The sequence below is a fragment of the Mesosutterella multiformis genome (genome assembly GCF_003402575.1).
GTDB lineage: Bacteria > Pseudomonadota > Gammaproteobacteria > Burkholderiales > Burkholderiaceae_F > Mesosutterella > Mesosutterella multiformis.
The window spans coordinates 553,645-572,700 of record NZ_BGZJ01000002.1; the positions used below are offsets into that span (position 1 = coordinate 553,645).

Here is a 19,056-nt window from a genome sequence, read left to right on the forward strand (position 1 = left end):
TTCTGTGAGGGGCGAGAGTGACCGTGAGGCGCGCCTCTCACGGAAAGACGTGAGAGGCGGTCTGAAAGAGAATGGATGAGGGGGAAGGGGAGAAGGGAAGATCTGCCCCTTAAGGCACCCTCACGCCTTTCGAGGAATCAGGCTTCTTCCGGAACGGAGTCGTAGGGGCGCGCTTTGAAGTCAAGCGAGAACCAGTTAGACTCCGCTTCCCGCGGGCGGGCGGTCATCTGCTGCGCCTCGCGCGTGTCACCGCCTTCCTGCTCAGACTTCCAGGCCTTCCTGCACTTCAGCATGTAGTCCGCGTCGAAAATCCATTCGCCCTTCTTATTGATGCCGACCGGGCGGCAGAATTCGTACTTATGGAGTTTCTCGATTTCTTCGCGCGGCATGTCGAGCCAGTTCTCGAGGTCGCTTGCCGCGACAAGCGGTTCCTTCCAGAGGAGGACCTTGAGGGCCTCCACCGGGTAGTACTTCTTCTCGACCCACGTGCCGTTATAGTCGAGGAACTTATCCACGCGCACCGGCACCGGGGCGTTTTCGTCCCCCAGCCGATCGGTGAGATTCGGGAGGTCGACGCCGTCGACATCCGCGTAGTACTCCATAACTTCTTCCACTGTTGCAATATCCCAGTCGTAGGGAAGTGCCATTTCAATAGCTCCAGCAAAAAGTGAACTGCAAAAGGTTTTCAGGCGGGCCGCGGTTTGATGAGCGGCCTGCTTAAATTCTCTAGGTATCAAAAGAGGGGGCTGCCATAGACTGGCCGCTTTTCTTCTTCTTTTCCTCTGCGGGTGAGGCGGATATGTGAGGGGGATCGGGGAATTGTGAGGCCCCGCCTTATCCAATGGACCGCCTGCTAAACATTTTTATCTGCCGGGGGATTCACGGGAAATGCGTGTTTCTTAAGAAAAACCACAGCGCTTGGGCTTTCCCCCGCGGTCTTCCGGAGAGAGGTGTCTTTTGTTCGCAATAAGACCCGCGTCCGGAACCTTCGAAATAGTACCGCAAGGCGAGCCCTTTTGGCGTCACCCGTTCGGGTATTTTTGGGGGTCGGAGGGGATACCGGGACGAAAAAAACCGGATCACGGAAAAAATTCCCATGATCCGGCGGCTTTAGTCTGCCCCCGCTTTTTGATTCACAGAAGGGAAGGGAGGCTTTTAAGACTGTGGTTTTGGAATCAGGTTACGCGAGCTTCACTTTCTCCCAGAAGGCGTCATGCTCTTCCTTCGTGATCAGGCCGCCCGCGGACCAGATCTGATAGCGGCCGCCGTTCCATTCGGAGACAAAACCGCAGGAGGTGAAGCCGTTTCTCTGATAGAACCCGAGGCGGCGCACACGGATGTCGTCCGCGGGAGCGCCCGGCTCCGGATCCTCGGCGTCGATAAAGAGACGGCGGCCTTCGCGCTTCGAAAGCACCCAGCGGAGAAGCTCGGACCCTGCCCCGTGATTCCGGGCTTCCGGCACCACCGCGAAGTAGACAAGCGACATGATGGTCTTACCGACCGCGAGCGCCGCCATCGCCTTTACTTCTTTCCCTTCCGTAAAGACATAGAAGCGCCCGTCCATCGTGCAGCTTCGGATGAGAGCCTCAAACGGTACACGCTCCGACTCCGGGAACGATTCCTCATAAAGCGTACGCGCCGCTCCGACGTATTCGGGATGCGACGAGAGCAGAACCGGTGTCAGCATGGGTGACTCCCTCCTTCTCTTCAAAAACCTTCAATCCTTCAATAATAGACTTCGAGAATCAAATAGTTGCGTTAATTTGTTAATTCTTCGGGTAAAGTCCCTCACGCATTCGGGCGACCCCTCTGACGCGAAATAAAAATTGGGGTGTGATCCTTTAACCATAACGCCGCGACATAAAAGAGTTATTTGGAACAGCGCTTATTTCCGGATATCCGCGACGAGGAAGTCGATAAAGGCGCGGACCGCAGGAAGCTGATAGCGCCGGGACGCGTAGAGAGCGTAGATGCCGACGGATTCCGTTTTCCAGTCGGGGAGGAGAGTCGTCAATTCCCCTTTTTCCACGGGATCCGAAATCGTGAGATCCGGAAGCAGCGCGATCCCGAGACCGTCAAGCGCCGCCCGCAGAATCACCTGCGTGTCGTTTGTCCGGATCCGGCCTTTCACTTCCACTTCAGAACTTTCTCCCTCCCGCTCAAACTTCCACCGGCTCCCGAACCGGGTGCTGACGAGAGTCGGGAGTTTTGCGAGATCCGCCGGGGCGGTGACGGGAGGGCGGTCGGCGAGAAACGCCGGGGCGGCGCAGAGGAGCGACCCGCAGGAGGTGAGCCGGCGCGCGATGAGCCCTGGCTCCGGGGTGTTCGTGACTTCAAGCGCGAGGTCGATATTGTCAGTGAGGAGATGCGCCGGACGGTCGAGGAGCGTGAGTTCCATATTGATCGAGGGGAACTCGCCGAGGAACCGCTTCAAGGCACCGGCGAGGTATGTCTGGCCAAAGGACACGCTGCAGGCGACGCGGATTGTGCCCGTTGGGGCGGAGGACTGATGAAGCGCTTCCGCTTTCAATTGGTCCGCGAGCCCCACGAGTTCTTTACACGTATCGAGCACCTGGGAACCAAACGCGGTGAGCGCGACATGCCGCGTTGTCCGCGTGAAAAGCGCGGCTCCGAGCTCAGACTCCAGACTCATCAGGGCGCGGCTCGCCGCGGCCCGAGTGAGCCCAAGCGACTCCGCGGCCTTCGTGATGCTGGAAAGCTCCGCGGTGCGGATAAATACACGGTGTCCGGTCAGTTCTTCCATAGGGATTCGCTCAAAAAATGAAACAATGATGGCGGTTTTTAAGTCTTTATCGCTCGATATTTTGGGTAAATAATACACCCATGAACGTAACGAAAAACGATAAGGAGCAAAACACAATGGATCGCCGTTCTCTTCTTAAGGCCCTCGCGCTTACCCCCGTCGCGTCGGTCGCTTTCCCCGCTTTCGCATCCGACGCCCTGAAGCCCGCGTCGGCCCCCGTCTGGAATTCGGAACACGTGAACGCGCTCTTCTCGCAGTTCGGGTCGACCGGGAAGATGCCCCCCAAACTCGGGAAGTGGCTCTCGGACCCCAAGGGCTCAGAAGATCGACCCCTATGAGGCGTTTGACGGCGTCTATAACGTGGGCGTGAACTGGGTGTCCGCGTGGCTCATCAAGACCCCCGCGGGCCCGGTGCTGATTGACACCGTGCATGAACCGTTTGTGGATCAGCTGATCGCGAACATCAAGGCGTGCGGCGTGAACCCCGCGGACCTCAAGATGGTCTTTGTGACGCACGGTCACTTCGACCACTGCGGCGGGATGAAGCGTCTGAAGGAAATCGCCCCGAAGGCGCGCTTTGTGATGACAAAGCGCGGGTGGGATGAGGCGAACGTCGACGCGAAGCGGACGCACCAGGGCGGCCGGAACTCGTTCACGATGATTCCGCAGGATTTGGTGGCGAAGGACGGGGACACGTTTACCTTTGGGAACTTCGTGATGACCGTCCTTGAAACCCCGGGGCACACCTGGGGAACGGCGTCCTACGTCTACCCGGTGCGGGATGGCAATAAGACGTATCGCGCGATCACGGTGGGCGGTCTCGGCCTTAACGCCATCACTGGCCCCGATCAGGTGGGAGCGTATATCGACACCGTGAAGCGGATCCGGAGGATGGTGCAGGATCCGGTGAACCCGATCTCGGTCCACCTTTCGGCGCATCCGTTCAGCAACGGCCTCATGGAAAAGCGTTTCCTCCTCCCGCACACCGATCGGTCGACCCCGCATCCGCTCGTCGCCCCTCAGGCGTTCGTGAAGGAGCTGGATGTCATGGAATCGAACGCCATGAAGCGTCTCGCGATTGAGAAGGCGAGAAAGGCGTAAGGGAAAGGGTCATGCCCCGCGCCCGATGCCCCTCGCAGCGCGGGGAAGTGCCTGACGGCGGGGACCGGAGTCTTCACTCTCCGGCTCCGGTCTCCGGCCGTGTTTTTGATTTTTACCTGTGTCTCTATGAACGATCCCCGGAAGGCGTTTGAGTCTTCTCCTTCCCGGGATTTTGCATGGGATCCGGCGTCCAATGCCGGGTCCCGTTTTTTTATGGGGCGGAGGAAGTCTTCACTTATCACACGGTGCGTCAATTGATGGCGCAGAAAAAAGGCGTGATGTCGGATGCTCAGTCAATACGGATCCGTATTGTAAAATTACGGATTCGGATTGATAGATAAGAATGAGCGAGTGATGACGAACGACCGGGAGCGATTTCTCCGCTTTATGCGGGCGATGAACACGATTGACGGCGAATACGCCGCCCTGATGCACGGGCTCCGCGTGAAGGAGAGCCTCTTTGTGCTCCTTTACGCGTGTCTCGATGAAGCGCCGCGCTCTCAAAAAGAGATCTGTGACGAGTGGCGGATGCCGAGGTCGACATTGAACACCGCGGTGCTTGAGGAAATCAAAGCGGGGAACGTGACTCTCGTCCCCTGCGGTCACAAAGAAAAACTCGTGACATTGACACGCAAAGGCCGCGCGTACGCGGAGTCGCTGCTCCGTCCGATTCTCGACGCGGAAGCCCGGATCGCGCGGACCGCGCTGACGGATGCCTTCATCGCGGAACTGGAAAGCGTGGGGCGGGAAGCGAAAACCGCGTTTTCGGCGGTCGGAAAGGCGTCGGCTCAGGCGGAGTCTGAAATCAATTCTCTTAATCTGGAGCCCGCCCGATGAAGCACCCGAGCACCTTATATAAGAAACTCGTGCGGGGAGTACTTCTTCTCGCCTTCATCGCGGTTGCCCTGATCCTCGGGAACCGGCTCGGGATCCTGAGTCACTCGGTGAAAAACGCGGGTCTCGTGATCCTCCTCTTTGTCTGCAACATGGCGCTCGCGCTCGGTGCCCGCCACGCGATCGAGCGCGCGGTGTGGCCGGAATCGTGGAAGCGGGGCGGGGCGGCCGGGCTTCTCGTGCTCTGCTTCGCCGCGCTTCTCTTCGCGGACTCCGATATCACGGATCTCATCATCGGGGAGAAGGGGGACCCGGTGGATGAGGCGACGGCGCAGCTCGCCGCGGCCGCGACCTGGGTGGGGGCGTACGTCGTCGCCTGGAAACCGTTCCTCCGCCGGAAAGAAAACCGCTATATCTCAGCCTGCGTGTCGCTGACACTTGGCTGCATCGCGTTCGCGCTCTTCTTCGTGAGTCTCTACTCAAACGCGCTCCTTGGCGTTGTCGGGTGGAAGGTGGAGTTTGTGCGCTTCGCGCTCGCGAGTGTGGCGTTCGCGTCCTCGATTTCCGCCTTCATCGTGCAGGGGATACGCGGGAAGTGCGGCGGCGGAAAGAAGAAGTGGAGCGGCTCGTCGCGGACCGGGTGGAGATCCGGTACTTTGACCCCGCGGATGACCTCGATGAGGCGGAACGCTTCGCCCCGGTCGGAGTGAGGCTGGAACCGGGGAACGAGAACACGTTTGAGGCCTGGACCGCTGGCCGCGACGCGATGTGCGAGGCGCTTGTCCGCGCGACGCATTTCTACGGCGCGTATTACCAGGGGCGGCTCGCGGGGTTCCTGCTCGCCGAACGGAAGGGCGAGCGGCGGCCCTATCAGATCTCCCGCTATACGTTCTTCCACTGGCTCTATAAGCGTATCCACCGGGAGCTTCATGGGAGCGAAGCGGTGTGGTTTGAGGAAGCGAAGTCAGAAGTCGTTTCTTCTGTCACTCCGGTCCCGACCGCTGAGATTCTTCTTTTCGCGACCGACCCCGAACTCATGGGGCGGGGAATCGGGACGAAACTCCTTCAGACCTTTGAGTCGGACTACAAGGGGGAACGCGTCGTCGCCGCGGTGGATGGGGCGACGGATACCGCGTTCTTTGACCGTCATGGGTATGTAGAGGCAGGGTCGAAAACAGTGTCTGAGGCGCTGAGGCCCGGTGACACCGAAATCCGCTGCCGGGTGTTTATGAAGGCGATCCCGGCACCGGATGAGACGGGCGAATCCCCCGAAAAGAAAGCGAAAGACGCGGAGCGGCTCCTTGGCGAAATGAGGCTCCGGTTCCGGCACTGAAGCCTCTAGTCAAAACAGACAATTAAATATCCCATAACACACCGTGCGTCAGTTAATGGCGCACGGTATTTTTGTGTTTGATAAACGTCACAATACGCATTCCCGTGCCTCAGATCGCAATACCCGTAAATCCCGCGCGTCACCCGAATAAGTACCGACTAAAATAACAGTGAAGGGAAAGGAGGAGGCAGAAAGGGAATCCCTTTATAAGCAGAGAGTTTCATGGTTTTTCGGCCAGGAAAAGCAGAATCCGGTTCGTGCGGAATTTCGGTTAACCCGGAGTGAGGCTGAACTGGGTTTGCGGAACGACAGGGAAAGCGGCGTGAGGAAACAGATTTCGGAATTATTGTGACGCTTAAGTCCGGAATTCCGAGTGTTTTTGGGGAGACAGGAAATGACAGAAGGGGAGAAGGGCTGAACCGAGACCTTGAATGGAAAACCGATCGGGGAACCGTAACGAAATTAAGGAAGATGCGTTATGACGAGAAAGAAAAGTGACGGGGTCAGATCCAATTCAAACCCGGGCTCGGAAAAGAGTAAGCCCGCGTCGTCGGACGTCATTGAGGAATTGCTGAAAGACACGGGCGGCTGGTTTATCTCGATGCCGCTGCGGCCAATGAGGGCGAGCCGTCCTTCATCGGAAGACCCGAAAGAAGGGACGGGGGACGAGAAAGGAGAAACGAAATGACGGAAGAGAAGGAAGTGAAGAAAGGCGAAAGCAAAGTGGCTGACGCGGCCTGGCTCCGCGACACGGCTGAGCGTCACAGGGCGTTTGCCGGGAACAGCGGCGGCTGGTTTATCGGCCGGACTTTCACGATCGATGACTTCCGGGACGATGAGGAGAAGGAGAAGAAGAAGGAAAAGAAGGAATGAGGCGGTAAGACAAAGTTCGAAATGTGTTTTTCATGATGTGGTTCCTGGTGTTTTGGCTGGGCCGGTGATTTTCACCGGCCCCTTTTTTGTCTCGGAAAAGGGGGTGGAAGGGGGCTTATTTTCGGATTCGATCGATTTCTGAGACAAAGTTTCTGTCTTTCTGCTGTTTATCGCTCAGGAATAACTAGAAATAATTGACGCCGGTCGTAATGAAAAAGAACTAGAAGCGGATTCCGGAAGTACTCCTGAGGAAAGAGGAAGTACGGAAAGGGGGATTTCCAGGGACACCGCTGGAAGAGAGAAACGGCCAGGAGGCAGCCGCAAACCCTGCCGCACCTATCAACACAATCATTGGAAAGAAGAAAAATGAAGAAGAGTCTTATTGTCGCCGCGCTGCTCGGCGCGCTCGCTTTTCAGGCCCAGGCTGAAGTGACGATCTATGGCGTCGCGGACGCGTCGATCACGTACCAGTACCTGAAGACCCCGGGGCACGGTTCCACGAACACCGTTTCCATGGATTCGGGCACGGACCGCGGATCCCGCGTCGGCATCCATGCGACGGAGAAGCTCTCGGACCGCACGCAGGTCGAGGTGATTCTGGAAGACCAGTTCGCGCTCGACAGCGGTGTGCAGCAGCAGGATGACAAGCATCTCTTCCACCGTGAAGCGACACTGAACCTCAACACGGACTACGGCCGCTTCGGCTTCGGGCGCATGGGTACCTCGATGGGCCAGATCTCCTCCTGGTGCGTCGTGGGTCCGCAGATCAGCGCGATCGGACCGGGGTACGGCCCGTATTCGGGAACCTCCGTGTGGTTCACGTCCGGTCAGTCCCAGATGGATAACACGATCGCCTGGCGTTCGCCCCGATTCGGCGGCCTTGCGCTCACCGCTCAGTATTCCGGAAACGTGGATCAGACGGTAACGGGAGCGGTGGAGAATAAGGCAAGCGCTGAACGCTACGCCTCTCTCACCGGCGAATTTAAGCGCGGCGCGCTGACGCTTCTCGCCGCGGTTGACTCTCACCTCTGGGCGTCCTCCGCCGCAGGGAACCCGGATAACAGCCTGCAGTTCACGGTGGGCGGGAATTACGACTTCGGCCCCGCGCAGCTCTTCCTCGCCGGCAACTACTTTGACCATATGAAGCTCGCGCTCGCGGCCGGCAACCCCAGCTGGTATATCGCGTCAGGCTTCGATGACTTCGGCGTCGATAAGGCGATGAACTACTACGCGAAGGGCTACGGGGTGTCCGCCGGCGTCTCTGTTCCGCTCTCCTACGGGAAGATCGGCTTCAACGCGACCTACAACAAGGTGAAGGATGTTGAGACCGCTAACGGCACGGCGGTCACCGGGAACCCCGAGTTTGAACGCGCCGCCGGCACGGTGACCTACGAATACCCGTTCTCGAAACGCACGACCTTCTATGTCTCCGCCGGCTACGGTGAACAGAAGATGGATCGCGCGACGAACGGCGGCACGGTGAAGTTTGCCCGTGCGCTCTTCGGTATCGACCACAACTTCTAATCACGTAACGAAATACCGGTACTGCCGTTATGAACCGGCGGCGGTACCGGGCAGTCAGCGGACTGACATAATCCGACCCGCTAAAAGAGTTTTTTCCGGGACTCGCGTGACAGCGAGTCCCGGTTTTTATTTGGGAAGCTGGATATCTATTTTCTGGAATCGAGTTTCTTTCCGAATGCGGCGAAAACCGCCCGGATATCCGGCGTGAGCCGACGGTCGACTTCAGATCGGATCGTTTCAGGCACGCCGTACGCGGCTTCCGCGACTGACCCCGTGATCGCGGCGATCGTGTCGCTGTCGCCCCCGATCGAAATGGCGTTCCGGATGGCGTCCTCAAACCCGTCCGACTCAAAAAACGCGACAAGCGCCTGGGGAACGGATCGGCTGCAGGCCGCCTCAAACCCGTAATCCTTTGGGATCGAGGCGAGGGTGAACATCACGGGGTAATAGTTGTTGTCGATATAGCGCCGGATTTCTTCTTTCGGCGTTCCGGTCTTTGCGAGTAAGATGGCGCTTGCGACCGCTGCCGCGCCCCGTATCCCGTCCGGGTGATTGTGGGTGACAGCGGTTACCCGCTCCGCGAGCTGCTGGGCCTCTTCAAGTGTCTTCGCATAAAACCCCGCCCCTGAAATCCGCATGGCGGAACCGTTTCCGAAGCTTCCGTAGGGCTTCTGCTCCGGACCGCGCGCCCATTCGATAAACCGCCCGCCGTACGCGGCGTCCGGATGTGCGTTAAAAAAGTGAAGGAGTTCTTCGACCGCGAGGGTTTCGAGTTCTCCATCCCCCTCGTCCCAGCGGAGAATCGCTTCTTCGATCGCCGCGGTGAGGACCGTGTCATCCGTAAAGTGGGAGCCGGCCGAGAAAAGCGGAAAGTCTTTCGAGCGAAGGTTCTCAATCTCGTAAATCGACCCCACAATATCGCCAGCCGCGGCTCCGTACATTTGATCGGCGTCCTTAATGAGTAATGATTGCGATGATTTTTTGACCGGGTTGAGAGATCGCCAGTCAGTCATGACACTCCGATTTCAATCATAGCCTCACGCGTGTTCCCGGTTCGGAAGAGGAACCGCGTTCAGCGTATATTCCGTAATCAATCGGAGGAAGTGACGATCGGTCGCTTACCTGTCCCGCAGAATCCAGGAGAACCGCGGATGAATCTTATAAAGAGCCTCTTCACTGGCGCAGTACTGATGGCGGCGGCCGCCGTGTCGCTCGCGGAGCAGCCGATGCCGCTGCCGCTTGGGCGCGACATTTCAGCCTCTTTCACCGGAACCGCGCACCGGAATGATCTCGTGATGCCGGAAACGATGGGTGGAGTCCCGCAGACCAACGTGATCACGTTTGAGCCGGGGAGCCGGAGCGGCTGGCACACGCACGGCGCGATGACCGTGATCGGGATCTCTGGGCTCGGGCTTTATCAGGCGTGGGGGAAGCCCGCGGTGCTCGTGCGTCCGGGAGACGTCATCCATATTCCGGCGGGTGTCAGCCACTGGCACGGAGCGACGAAGAATTCCCGCTTCCAGCAGTTCGTGGTGTACGACAAGACGTGGAAAGCTCCCGCGGGGCTTGAGGCGCATAAGGGGAAGATCACGGATGCCGAGTACGACGCCCTGAAACCCGTGGACGCCGCGAACCGCGCCGCTGAACCGAAGGACGGTTTCCTCTTCGCGCATCCGAAGAAAATCGAGGCGTCGGATCACTATACGAAACCCATTCAGGAAGCGACGCTCCTCCCGAAAGAAAACGCGGCGAAGTCCCCTGAGTGGACTTACCTCGTGTTCCCGCACGGCGCGTACAGCGCCTGGCATAGCCATAAGTCGGGCGAAGTCCTGATCGCGACGGACGGGATCGGCCTCAATCAGGCGGAAGGCGGGAAGCTTGAGGTGCTGCTCCCGGGGGACGTCGTCTACACGAAACCGGGCGTCTCGCACTGGGTGGGGTCCGCGCCCTGGAGCAGCTTTGCCGGGATCGTGATCCATCCGGGAAGTGACACCGCGGTCACGTGGAAAGGGTTCCCGGACGCCTATGGGCCGCTCGCGAACGGGAAGGGGGATCCGGCGGAGTAACCGATCCATTCTCTTCCTTGAGAATCAGCGCCAAGTATTTAAGAAAATCGGGTAGCTGATTCGGGGCCGGCGGATTAATTTATTCTCTATCGATAAAGGGCGTTTCGGGGAAGGGCGTCGGAATTTTCCGGCTTCCCGCCCCGGCCACTTCAGCATGAGGATTGAGAAAAATGGAATATACGCATCTCGGTCAAACCGATATCCGCGTCTCAAAGATGTGTGTCGGCGCGATGAGTTTCGGAAAAGCGGGGACGATGCATCAGTGGTCGCTCGACGAAGACGCGAGCGCCGCGATCGTGAAGCACGCGCTCGACCTCGGGATCAACTTCTTTGACACCGCGAACGGCTACTCCGCGGGGACGAGCGAAGAGTATCTCGGGAAAGCGCTGAAGCGGTACGCGAAGCGTGAGGACGTGGTGATTTCGTCCAAGGTTTATTTCAATGAGGGGCGGCTTTCCCGTGAGGCGATCCACCGTGAGATTGATGGCACCTTGAAGCGCCTCGGGACTGATTACCTCGATCTCTACATCATTCACCGCTTTGACTACGAGCATCCGATCGAGGAAACGATGGAGGCTTTGAACGACCTCGTGAAGGCCGGCAAGGTCCGGGCGCTCGGTGCCTCCGCGATGTATGGCTACCAGTTCCACAACATGCAGATCGTCGCACGTGACCACGGCTGGACGCCGTTCTCCGTGATGCAGAACCACTACAACCTGCTTTACCGCGAGGATGAGCGGGAACTGATCCCGGTCTGCCGGCAGTTCGGGGTGTCGCTCATGCCGTATAGCCCCTTGGCGGCCGGCCACCTCTGCCGCCCGACCTGGGACAGTGACTCGATCCGGAGCCGCACGGACGTCGCGGCGAAGAATAAGTACGACCGCGCGGAAGAGGACGATATGAAGATCATCGCGCGCGTCCATGAGCTCTCCGAAAAATACGGTGTCGCGATGAGCGAAATCGCGCTCGCGTGGCTCTGGGCGAAGGGCGTGGAGACCCCGATTATCGGCGCGACGAAGGCAAGCCACTTCGATTCCGCCGTGAAGGCGCTCGGGATCAAGCTGACAGCAGATGATGTCGCGTACCTCGAGGAACCCTACACGCCGCACACGATTGTCGGCGCGATCGACAAGAATCCGCCTGCGGGGACGATAGTCCTTCTTGATAAGAATCCGAAGTAATCGGTAGCCGTCATCCATCACGGCAAACAAAAAGCCCCGGGGGATTCACCTCGGGGCTTCTGATGTCAGGGGGAAAGGGTTCTATCCCTGGAGTCTGACTCTCAGGATCCTTCCGGAATCCGGATCTGGGGGTAGAGCTCCTCCGCGATCGGAAGCGCCCAGCTCATATCGGCGATGAGCGGCTCATCCCACGCGCTGATCACGGATTTATTGACGAGCTGCAGGTAGAGGTCGAGCGGGAAATTGACGACCCGGGTGCGCTTTCCGGTTTCGCTCGTGAATACCACGTAGAAGTTTTTGAGGTGACCGTAGTCCCCGAACACTTCGGGGTTGGAGACTGAGAAGCGGGCGTTCGCGTACGTGAATTTATCGTCCGTTTCTTCCTGCATCCGGAGGAGGCAAAGGGCGACCGTGATCGCGGCGTAGTGGTCGTAGAGGTGGACGGAAAGCATCCGGCCGTGCTCGATAAAGTCCTCAATCGTGAAGCAGACACGGCGGGTGCGGCCCATGAACATCGCGCGCGACATCCGGCTCCAGACGGTGGGTTTGCCGGCGACACGGATCGCCGCTTCTTCCCGCGTCTCATCCGGTTTTGGGTAGGCGAGGAAGAGTTCCGTGTCAAAGCCGCGGTACGGGAAATAGACGCGGAGCTCGGGCCAAATCGAGCTTTCCGTGTGGCCGCACCGGGGACACATGAAGGTGAACGGATTTTCTTTTTTGAACCCCGATTCAGCGCTTTCAAATAACTTCACGAGCGCCGGGAGGTCTTCTTCTTTCCCCGCGTTCATCACGGTCGGCGCTTCGAAGCGGTTCTTATCGCCGCACTTCGGACACCGGAGGGTGATTGTCTGATTCTCTGCCATGATGAAGCTCCTGGGGCTGCGGGGTGAAAACGAGGTGACAATGTCACAGAAAAAATCTTACTTTCAAATTCCGTGAAACTAAAGACTGCTGAAGACTTAACCGATACACGAAAAAACCCCTGAAAGGAGAACCTTTAAGGGGCGTAGAGGCACCGTTCATATGGTCTACGACGGATGGCGTTATCAGCCGATTGGACTCGGCGCGGCGGCGTTCGGATCCGGCCTCTTTGGGAAGCGTCGGAAGGCGATCCTGGGTCAGCCGAAATCAGGCGGTTTTAACACGTAAAATGACGGAAACAACCGGGCGGACGCCCGAACAAAGGAAAACCAATGAAAAACCGATTCCTCGGAAAAATTGAAGTCTCGCCGATTGGCATGGGCTGCATGGCGTTTTCGCACGGCTACGGAAAGATTCCGGATGAGGCCTACGCGGTGAGCGCGATCCGGGCGGCTCTCGATTTCGGATGCACGTTTTTTGATACGGCGGAAGCGTACGGCGAGCAGCTCTACTACCGGGGCCATAACGAACAGATCCTCGGGAAGGCGCTCGAGAATGTCCGGGATAAAGTGGTTCTCGCGACGAAGATCCACTTCCGGGGAACCGCCTATAAACCGGGCGACCCGATCTACCCGATCCTGAAGGAGCACCTCACGCAGTCGCTTAAGAATCTCAGGACCGATTACGTGGACCTCTATTACCTGCACCGCGTGAATCTCGAGATGCCGGTGGATGAGGTGGCGGAAGCCTTTGGACGCCTGATTGAGGAGGGCCTGATCCGCGGTTGGGGGCTGTCGCAGGTGTCGGCGTCGCAGCTCGACTCGTTCCATCGGGTGACGCCGGTCTCCGCGGTCCAGAATCTCTACAACATGCTGGAGCGGGACTGCGAAAAAGACATCTTCCCGTACTGCCTCGAGCATAACATCGGCGTCGTGCCGTTCTCCCCGATCGCGAGCGGCTTCCTCTCGGGGAAAATCACGGCGGACACGACGTTCGAGAAGGTCGACGATGTCCGGGTCTTTGTCCCGCAGCTCTCAAAAGAAAACATCATCGCGAATCAGCCGATCATCGATATCCTGAACCGGTTTGCCGCGGAAAAACAGGCGACCCCGGCGCAGATAACGCTTGCCTGGATGCTGCATAAATATCCGAACGTCGTCCCGATCCCGGGTTCCAAGCGAAAGGAGCGGATTCTCGAGAACCTCGGGGCGTGGAATGTGACGCTGACGGATGAGGAATTCTCGAGCCTCGAAGCGGCACTGAACGCGGTTGAGGTCCACGGCCATCGGGGGAATGTCGAGAACGAGCGGTCCACGATGAAGGAGTGGAAGCGGTAAGAGCGGGAATCCTAAGCGCAAAAATAAGCCCCTGAGGGACAGTCCCTCAGGGGCGTTGTGTTTCTGGAACCGAAGACGCGGCGATCAGTCGGTCGGCAGGCGCTCAAGGAGCTTTGCGGCGTAAGACGCGGCCCAGGCGGCGTCCACCACCGGCGGCTCATCGACAAGCTTCATATCGTCCACGATCGCGTCATAGAACTCCTTCGGGAAGGTGTCCTCACCGATCGGTTCGCCGTTCTCATCGAAGTAAACGATGAAGTTCTTATTCTCGTCATCGATCATGAAGCGGTTCGAGGCGACGTCTGTCGTTTCGCCATCCTGCTTCTGGATCGAAAGCGTCATCGACTTGATGATTTCCACGTAGCGGTCATCAAGCCCGGCCTTCAGGATCATCGCCTTCTCGCGGAGGTCATCCGGCGTGGTGACCACTCGGAAGTGTTCCCCGAAATCCGCGTCCGCCTCGGGAAGCTTCGCGCGGAGTTCCGCCATCGTGGTCTCGCGCTCCGCGATCGCGTCTTTCACGGAGTCCTCCAGCGTGAGCCCAGATTTCGCGGTGACGAGCTGCAGCGTCGTGCGGCGCACGAGATCCTGGTAGAGGAGCGGGAACGTGAGCACCACGTCGGTGCCGCAGCCCGGGCACTGGTAACTGAAGAGGTCACCCGAGATCACGCGTTCCGCGGCCTCGGGCTCCGTCACCGTGTTCACGGAGCGCTGGATCTCAGGCTCCGACTCTTTGCCGCACTTCGGGCACTTGAAAGGAATGCGTTCAGCTTCAGACATCGTGGGGTTCTCCGGGGGAAGAGGGAAATATTGTTATCGGCGGCCGTCTTAACCCTGGAACGTGTCCTGAGACTCGATCTCAGAGATCACTTCGCGGGCCCAGCCGGTGTCAATGATATCGGTGTCCGCCTCAACGAGTGAGAGTCCGTTCTTAAACGCGTTGTAGGACTCCATATCAAAGTCGCAGGAGCCCGCTTCCTTCCCGTCTTTATCGAAGAAGTAGAGGTACTGCTTCCCGTCCTTATCGAGGAAGAACCGCACGGATTCGATCCCGAGGTCCGGCTTCATGTTGGCGGCCTGCGGCATGATGTAGGCCTTCACGAGTTCCACATAGCGGTCGTCGAGCCCGGCGCGGAGAATGAGCGCCTTTTCCCGAAGGTCGTTGAGGCTCGTGACAAAGCGGAAGACGGCGCCGTAAAGCTGCTTCGCGAGCGCCGGATCCTGCGCCTTCGCCGCTTCGATCGAGTCCTTGCGGGCCTTCCGGTACTCCGCCATCTCCTTCGCGCGCTCCTCACGGTCCGGCGTCGCGATGTACTGAATCATCATCCCGTGCTCCACGTCGTGGTAGAGGAGGGAGTAATTCGCCATCGTCTGATAGCCGCACTTCGGGCACTGGATATAGAAGAGATCACCGTAGGCAAGCGCCTCCGCTTCTTTCGGATTCTCAGCGGTGTTCACCGACTGCCAGAGCGTGAGCGGAATTTCTTCCCCGCATTCCGGGCACTTGAAGGTGATGTCTTTCGTAAGCGGCATTTCAGTTCCTTTGGTTCCTTTTTGGGGTCTGTTGGTTTTTCTTTAGGGCAATCCGTTAATACTAGCTTTTTATTCAGAGGTATGCCCAGAGCATCACAAGAACAATCTGACCCGAAATGATACGGAGAAACATCGCGGAGGGGTAGATGTTCGAGTACGCGATCACGGCAGTGCTCTTTTCGGAGAGCGTACCGGCGAAGGCGAGCACCGCGGTGTTGGTGGAGGTACCTGCCATCAGGCCGCAGATTGTGTGGAAATTAAGATGCATGAATTTCCGCCCGACCACCGCGATCGCGATCATCGGGATCACGGTGATGACAAGCCCAAGCCCCATATAAAGGAACCCGATCCCTTCCTCAAACGCCTTGAAGAACGGGACGCCGGCCGAGAGCCCGATGGACGCGAGGTAGAAGGAGACACCCCACTGCCGCAGCATCAGGTTCGCGGAATTCGTCATATAGGTGACGAGGTGGATCCGGGGACCGTAGTAGCTGAGAAGAATCGCGGCGATGAGCGGACCGCCCGCGAGCCCAAGCATCACCGGAGCCGGCATCCCGGGGATCGCGATCGGGAGGTTCCCAAGAATGACGCCGAAGAGTATCCCGATAAAGAGCGCGATCACGTTCGGACGGTCAAGCGACTTCGTCTGATTTCCCATGAGATCCGCGAGACGGGCGAGCGAGTTCTTCGGCCCCACGCAGTAGAGGCTGTCCCCCATCTGAAGCTGGAGGCTGTTATACGGAAAGAACTGGACGCCGGAGCGCGTGACGCGGGTGATATTGACGCCATCCAAATGCGAGAGATGGAGCTGCTCAATCCGGACCCCGTTCATCGCGGACCGGGTCACGCGGATCGACTGCGCCATGAGGGGCGAATGTTCTGTCGCGAGGTCGATCGTCGTGTCCTCCTCACCGAAGAAGGAGACGACAGAAAGCTTAGCGTCTTTGTTCGACACAATGCGGAGCTTATCCCCGAGGTGCACCTGGCAGTTCGCGGTGGGGGAGGTGATGAGAGCGTCGTGAAGGATCCGGCTGCAGATAAACGGCCGGTCGATGATGTCGCGGAGTTCTTTAAGCGTCCGGCCGTCGAGCGCCTTATTCGTTACCGTCACGTGGTAGTAGATCGGAGCTGGGGAGAACTTCATCTGATGCTCGGCCCAGGCCTCGTCCTCCGCCGCGATATCGACGTGGAAGGCTTTCTTAAGGAACAGAATCGCGAGAATCATCGCGATGATCGCGACGGGGTAGGCGCAGGCGTACCCCACCGTGATATCGGTGTGGTTCCCCATGGCGTGCAGCGCCTCCTGCGTTGCGCCGAGACCCGGCGTGCTCGTCACCGCGCCGAAGTGAACGCCCATCATCTGCGCGAGACTGATGTCGCCCTTAAAAATGAAGAAGAGCCCGATCGTGACCGCGAGACTGAGGAGGACGCCGAAAAGCGTGAGCCCGTTTAAGCCCCAGCCGCCGTTTCGGAAGGTGGCGAAGAACGACGGCCCCACCTGCAATCCGATAAAGAATACGAAGAGGATGAGGCCGAAATTCTTGAAGAACGCGATGAGGTCCGGGTTCACCTGAAGCCCAAGCCAGCTGAGGATGAGGCCTAAGAAGAGCACCCAGGTCGACCCAAGCGACACGCCGAAAACCTTCATGCGGCCAAGCGTCAGCCCGAGCGCGATCACAAACGAATACACCACCATCCCGTGGCTGAAACCCGATGGATTGAAAAGCAAGTCACTAAGCCACGTCATAACCGATACTTCACTCCTTCAAAATCTGACGATCTGTTTTTTCCGTAAAACCGCGTATTGTAGGCGCTCTGAATTTCCGTGAACCGCGGAAAACACCCGGATCCCGCGGGTTTTGTCCCAGACCGGCGGCATATCGGCACTCCCTTTGATCAGAGGACAGGGATCGCCCGCTCTTTACATTTCGGGGCGGCGGAAGCTGTTCACCCCGCCGGGCTGAAATGCGTCTCTCTCAGTCTGACTGAAAGCAATGCTTTTGAGAAGGGGGAGATAAGGGGGAGCCTTCGAAAAACCGCGCTCCCAAGTCTATCGGTGGGCGAGAGTGAAGAAATCGTCCTTCATGAGGCGGGTGTTCTCGAACGACACCGATTCCACCGTGATCCCGTGCTTCCAGAGGATGAAGCTGAGCGCCAATTGATCCCGCTTCGAGTATTTCTCAATCATTGCCCACCACTCGTCCATCAATTGGATGATTTCAGGGTTTTTGTGACGGCGATAGAGGATGTTCGTTTCATTCAGCCCGTAGTTCGCGGGGAAGCCGGCGGCCTTTTCAAGCGCCACCTCGGCGTCAACGAGCGCGGGGTCATCGATCCCGGCCGCTTTCACCGCTGCCGCCTCCTGATAAATACAGGTTCTCGCGAAGTGGCGCGGGATCAGGAGGTCGTGATGCTCAGTTCGGATCTTTTGAAAGAGGAAGTCCGTGAGGATATTCACGTTTCCGTCCGCCCAGAGGCTCTGATCGTAATTTTGAAGAAGCGCGTGCGGGTGCGTCTTATGCCAGCGGCTGTTCCGGACGGGGTCGAGTGACGAAAATTCGAGCGGCCGCACGTCCCACGCCCCGTAAGTTGGGTTTTTGAGAAGGGCTTCGTTATCCGTGTAAAGGATGTAGTCCCAGGCCGGATCGAGGTATTCGTGCGACTTCAGGTGCGCCATGCTGTCGTACTGCCCCGTGACGCAGGTGTAAACCGCGCCTTCGCACTTTGTCCGCGCTTTTTTCGCTTCCCGGTACCGCTCGACGTGCTCTTCAATCCGGTCTTCGTAGGGGTTAGCGGTGAGGTGCGTCACCCAGTCGGTGTTGGAACCGAGAAGGAAGATCACGGGGTTGATGTTTCCGGAGACACTTCGGATCGCGCCCACATCAATAAAAGAGCAGGGATTCTCGTTCAGCTTCCACCCCGTGCGGTACCAGTAGTCGAGCGCCTGAGCCCGGGTGAAATCGTGGTGGTACGTCTTGATGTACCACATGTAGTCCCAATAGCGGGACGAGCCGATTTTCTCTTTCTCCAGAAACTCGAGCCGCGCGATCGCGTCGGACTGAGCGGCAGCGAGCACCGCCTTCTCCGTTTCGAGCGTCCCGATTCTCGCCCGGAGAGTATCCACCGTGGCAGTCAGCGCCTGTTTTTCAGACGAGAGGGTTTCAAGCCCCCGGGTGAGCGCGGTTTCACGGTCTTCGAGCGCCGTTTTTTCGGTTTCAAGGCGCGAAAGCTCATCCTCAAGCGTCTTCTGCGCCTCTCGGAAAGCGGTCTGCCGCTCAGTGAGCGCCGCAAGAGCCGCTTTCGTTTCCGCCTCAGACTGCCGGACCCGGTCCCGCTCCGCTTCCAGGCTTTCGAGCTGCTTCACCATGGCTTTCTGGATTTTGAGGAACTTGAACACGGCGTCGGTCCTTTATCGATAAACGGATGAGAAAACGGGGAAGGGGCGGAAACCCACGGCCCCCGTCGTTTCCCTGCCTGAGTTTAAAACAGACACGGGAATGGGGGTCTTGCGACGATCCCGGATAGGGGGCAGGCGGGAAATCGAAACGCGGCGTGAGACTCGGTTCAACAAATGTTGTCCGGATCCCTATGAATCCGCGGATATTTCCGCTATACATTACGTTATAAGTAACGTTTCGTTCTGCCTCGG

Annotated in this window: 21 protein-coding genes; 12 read left to right on the plus strand and 9 right to left on the minus strand. The window is 58.4% G+C overall.

The window, feature by feature from the left end:
- Positions 1–137: 137 nt before the first annotated feature.
- From M4NBBH2_RS11035 to M4NBBH2_RS11045, 3 genes are all read right to left on the minus strand, one after another.
- Positions 138–647: a hypothetical protein gene (locus tag M4NBBH2_RS11035; RefSeq protein WP_116271013.1), complete on the minus strand. Its 510-nt coding sequence runs from the start codon at positions 645–647 to the stop codon at positions 138–140.
- 533 nt (positions 648–1,180) lie between these two features.
- A complete protein-coding gene (locus tag M4NBBH2_RS11040) occupies positions 1,181–1,687 on the minus strand; it encodes a GNAT family N-acetyltransferase (RefSeq protein WP_116271014.1) in 507 nt (168 codons plus the stop codon).
- A 198-nt stretch (positions 1,688–1,885) separates the two neighbouring features.
- On the minus strand, positions 1,886–2,764 hold the full coding sequence (locus tag M4NBBH2_RS11045; RefSeq protein ID WP_116271015.1) for a LysR family transcriptional regulator: 879 nt from the start codon (positions 2,762–2,764) through the stop codon (positions 1,886–1,888).
- A 116-nt stretch (positions 2,765–2,880) separates the two neighbouring features.
- Between M4NBBH2_RS11045 and M4NBBH2_RS11950 the strand changes: the two genes are divergently transcribed.
- The 8 genes from M4NBBH2_RS11950 (at position 2,881) to M4NBBH2_RS11085 (ending at position 8,429) form a co-directional block, all read left to right on the plus strand.
- The gene (locus tag M4NBBH2_RS11950; RefSeq protein WP_202973755.1) at positions 2,881–3,102 is read left to right on the plus strand and encodes a hypothetical protein; all 222 of its coding nucleotides are present in this window, start codon (positions 2,881–2,883) and stop codon (positions 3,100–3,102) included.
- A gap of 22 nt (positions 3,103–3,124) precedes the next feature.
- Positions 3,125–3,865: an MBL fold metallo-hydrolase gene (locus tag M4NBBH2_RS11050; protein ID WP_202973756.1), complete on the plus strand. Its 741-nt coding sequence runs from the start codon at positions 3,125–3,127 to the stop codon at positions 3,863–3,865.
- A 354-nt stretch (positions 3,866–4,219) separates the two neighbouring features.
- A complete protein-coding gene (locus M4NBBH2_RS11055) occupies positions 4,220–4,702 on the plus strand; it encodes a winged helix DNA-binding protein (protein ID WP_116271016.1) in 483 nt (160 codons plus the stop codon).
- A complete protein-coding gene (locus M4NBBH2_RS11060; RefSeq protein ID WP_116271017.1) occupies positions 4,699–5,409 on the plus strand; it encodes a hypothetical protein in 711 nt (236 codons plus the stop codon). The genes M4NBBH2_RS11055 and M4NBBH2_RS11060 overlap by 4 nt, the downstream gene beginning before the upstream one ends.
- Positions 5,316–6,032, plus strand: a complete 717-nt coding sequence (locus tag M4NBBH2_RS11065) for a GNAT family N-acetyltransferase (RefSeq protein WP_125064676.1) — start codon at positions 5,316–5,318, stop codon at positions 6,030–6,032. The genes M4NBBH2_RS11060 and M4NBBH2_RS11065 overlap by 94 nt, the downstream gene beginning before the upstream one ends.
- Before the next feature lie 478 nt (positions 6,033–6,510).
- Complete coding sequence (locus M4NBBH2_RS11075) at positions 6,511–6,720, plus strand: hypothetical protein (protein WP_116271020.1); 210 nt, start codon at positions 6,511–6,513, stop codon at positions 6,718–6,720.
- Entirely contained in the window at positions 6,717–6,905 is a 189-nt protein-coding gene (locus M4NBBH2_RS11080) for a hypothetical protein (RefSeq protein WP_116271021.1), read from the plus strand. The genes M4NBBH2_RS11075 and M4NBBH2_RS11080 overlap by 4 nt, the downstream gene beginning before the upstream one ends.
- A gap of 366 nt (positions 6,906–7,271) precedes the next feature.
- Positions 7,272–8,429, plus strand: coding sequence for a porin (locus M4NBBH2_RS11085; protein WP_116271022.1), 1,158 nt, complete (start codon positions 7,272–7,274; stop codon positions 8,427–8,429).
- A 146-nt stretch (positions 8,430–8,575) separates the two neighbouring features.
- Here the strand turns inward: M4NBBH2_RS11085 and M4NBBH2_RS11090 are convergent, their stop codons facing one another.
- On the minus strand, positions 8,576–9,370 hold the full coding sequence (locus M4NBBH2_RS11090; RefSeq protein WP_116271023.1) for an ADP-ribosylglycohydrolase family protein: 795 nt from the start codon (positions 9,368–9,370) through the stop codon (positions 8,576–8,578).
- Between the two features lie 210 nt (positions 9,371–9,580).
- On the opposite strand from M4NBBH2_RS11090, the gene M4NBBH2_RS11845 reads away from it, so the two are divergent.
- Positions 9,581–10,495, plus strand: a complete 915-nt coding sequence (locus M4NBBH2_RS11845; RefSeq protein ID WP_170135168.1) for a cupin domain-containing protein — start codon at positions 9,581–9,583, stop codon at positions 10,493–10,495.
- A 170-nt stretch (positions 10,496–10,665) separates the two neighbouring features.
- Positions 10,666–11,676, plus strand: a complete 1,011-nt coding sequence (locus tag M4NBBH2_RS11100; protein ID WP_116271024.1) for an aldo/keto reductase — start codon at positions 10,666–10,668, stop codon at positions 11,674–11,676.
- 101 nt (positions 11,677–11,777) lie between these two features.
- Here M4NBBH2_RS11100 and M4NBBH2_RS11105 read toward each other — a convergent pair whose 3' ends face one another.
- Complete coding sequence (locus tag M4NBBH2_RS11105; RefSeq protein ID WP_116271025.1) at positions 11,778–12,539, minus strand: CpXC domain-containing protein; 762 nt, start codon at positions 12,537–12,539, stop codon at positions 11,778–11,780.
- A gap of 160 nt (positions 12,540–12,699) precedes the next feature.
- Here M4NBBH2_RS11105 and M4NBBH2_RS12250 point away from each other — a divergent pair, with 160 nt between their 5' ends.
- Together M4NBBH2_RS12250 and M4NBBH2_RS11110 are read left to right on the plus strand one after the other, a co-directional pair.
- Entirely contained in the window at positions 12,700–12,825 is a 126-nt protein-coding gene (locus M4NBBH2_RS12250; RefSeq protein ID WP_269148221.1) for a hypothetical protein, read from the plus strand.
- A 44-nt stretch (positions 12,826–12,869) separates the two neighbouring features.
- Positions 12,870–13,874, plus strand: a complete 1,005-nt coding sequence (locus tag M4NBBH2_RS11110) for an aldo/keto reductase (protein WP_116271026.1) — start codon at positions 12,870–12,872, stop codon at positions 13,872–13,874.
- Between the two features lie 84 nt (positions 13,875–13,958).
- On the opposite strand, the gene M4NBBH2_RS11115 is transcribed toward M4NBBH2_RS11110, so the two are convergent.
- The 4 genes from M4NBBH2_RS11115 to M4NBBH2_RS11130 all read right to left on the minus strand — a co-directional run bounded on the left by M4NBBH2_RS11115 (position 13,959) and on the right by M4NBBH2_RS11130 (position 18,804).
- Positions 13,959–14,654, minus strand: coding sequence for a CpXC domain-containing protein (locus tag M4NBBH2_RS11115; protein WP_116271027.1), 696 nt, complete (start codon positions 14,652–14,654; stop codon positions 13,959–13,961).
- 48 nt (positions 14,655–14,702) lie between these two features.
- Entirely contained in the window at positions 14,703–15,407 is a 705-nt protein-coding gene (locus M4NBBH2_RS11120) for a CpXC domain-containing protein (protein WP_116271028.1), read from the minus strand.
- Positions 15,408–15,480: 73 nt separating this feature from the next.
- Positions 15,481–17,136 carry a putative transporter gene (locus M4NBBH2_RS11125; RefSeq protein ID WP_306307596.1) on the minus strand — a complete coding sequence of 552 codons (1,656 nt, stop codon included), beginning with the start codon at positions 17,134–17,136 and terminating at the stop codon, positions 15,481–15,483.
- A gap of 321 nt (positions 17,137–17,457) precedes the next feature.
- A complete protein-coding gene (locus M4NBBH2_RS11130; protein WP_116271030.1) occupies positions 17,458–18,804 on the minus strand; it encodes a glycosyltransferase domain-containing protein in 1,347 nt (448 codons plus the stop codon).
- Between the last annotated feature and the right edge of the window lie 252 nt (positions 18,805–19,056).

What these genes read in the sequence shown, in the direction of transcription:
- M4NBBH2_RS11035 (WP_116271013.1), bottom strand. Translation starts at nt 647, where the DNA reads ATGGCACTTCCCTACGACTGGGATATTGCAACAGTGGAAGAAGTTATG.
- M4NBBH2_RS11040 (WP_116271014.1), bottom strand. Translation starts at nt 1,687, where the DNA reads ATGCTGACACCGGTTCTGCTCTCGTCGCATCCCGAATACGTCGGAGCG.
- M4NBBH2_RS11045 (WP_116271015.1), bottom strand. Translation starts at nt 2,764, where the DNA reads ATGGAAGAACTGACCGGACACCGTGTATTTATCCGCACCGCGGAGCTT.
- M4NBBH2_RS11950 (WP_202973755.1), top strand. Translation starts at nt 2,881, where the DNA reads ATGGATCGCCGTTCTCTTCTTAAGGCCCTCGCGCTTACCCCCGTCGCG.
- M4NBBH2_RS11055 (WP_116271016.1), top strand. Translation starts at nt 4,220, where the DNA reads ATGACGAACGACCGGGAGCGATTTCTCCGCTTTATGCGGGCGATGAAC.
- M4NBBH2_RS11060 (WP_116271017.1), top strand. Translation starts at nt 4,699, where the DNA reads ATGAAGCACCCGAGCACCTTATATAAGAAACTCGTGCGGGGAGTACTT.
- M4NBBH2_RS11075 (WP_116271020.1), top strand. Translation starts at nt 6,511, where the DNA reads ATGACGAGAAAGAAAAGTGACGGGGTCAGATCCAATTCAAACCCGGGC.
- M4NBBH2_RS11080 (WP_116271021.1), top strand. Translation starts at nt 6,717, where the DNA reads ATGACGGAAGAGAAGGAAGTGAAGAAAGGCGAAAGCAAAGTGGCTGAC.
- M4NBBH2_RS11085 (WP_116271022.1), top strand. Translation starts at nt 7,272, where the DNA reads ATGAAGAAGAGTCTTATTGTCGCCGCGCTGCTCGGCGCGCTCGCTTTT.
- M4NBBH2_RS11090 (WP_116271023.1), bottom strand. Translation starts at nt 9,370, where the DNA reads ATGTACGGAGCCGCGGCTGGCGATATTGTGGGGTCGATTTACGAGATT.
- M4NBBH2_RS11845 (WP_170135168.1), top strand. Translation starts at nt 9,581, where the DNA reads ATGAATCTTATAAAGAGCCTCTTCACTGGCGCAGTACTGATGGCGGCG.
- M4NBBH2_RS11100 (WP_116271024.1), top strand. Translation starts at nt 10,666, where the DNA reads ATGGAATATACGCATCTCGGTCAAACCGATATCCGCGTCTCAAAGATG.
- M4NBBH2_RS11105 (WP_116271025.1), bottom strand. Translation starts at nt 12,539, where the DNA reads ATGGCAGAGAATCAGACAATCACCCTCCGGTGTCCGAAGTGCGGCGAT.
- M4NBBH2_RS12250 (WP_269148221.1), top strand. Translation starts at nt 12,700, where the DNA reads ATGGTCTACGACGGATGGCGTTATCAGCCGATTGGACTCGGCGCGGCG.
- M4NBBH2_RS11110 (WP_116271026.1), top strand. Translation starts at nt 12,870, where the DNA reads ATGAAAAACCGATTCCTCGGAAAAATTGAAGTCTCGCCGATTGGCATG.
- M4NBBH2_RS11115 (WP_116271027.1), bottom strand. Translation starts at nt 14,654, where the DNA reads ATGTCTGAAGCTGAACGCATTCCTTTCAAGTGCCCGAAGTGCGGCAAA.
- M4NBBH2_RS11120 (WP_116271028.1), bottom strand. Translation starts at nt 15,407, where the DNA reads ATGCCGCTTACGAAAGACATCACCTTCAAGTGCCCGGAATGCGGGGAA.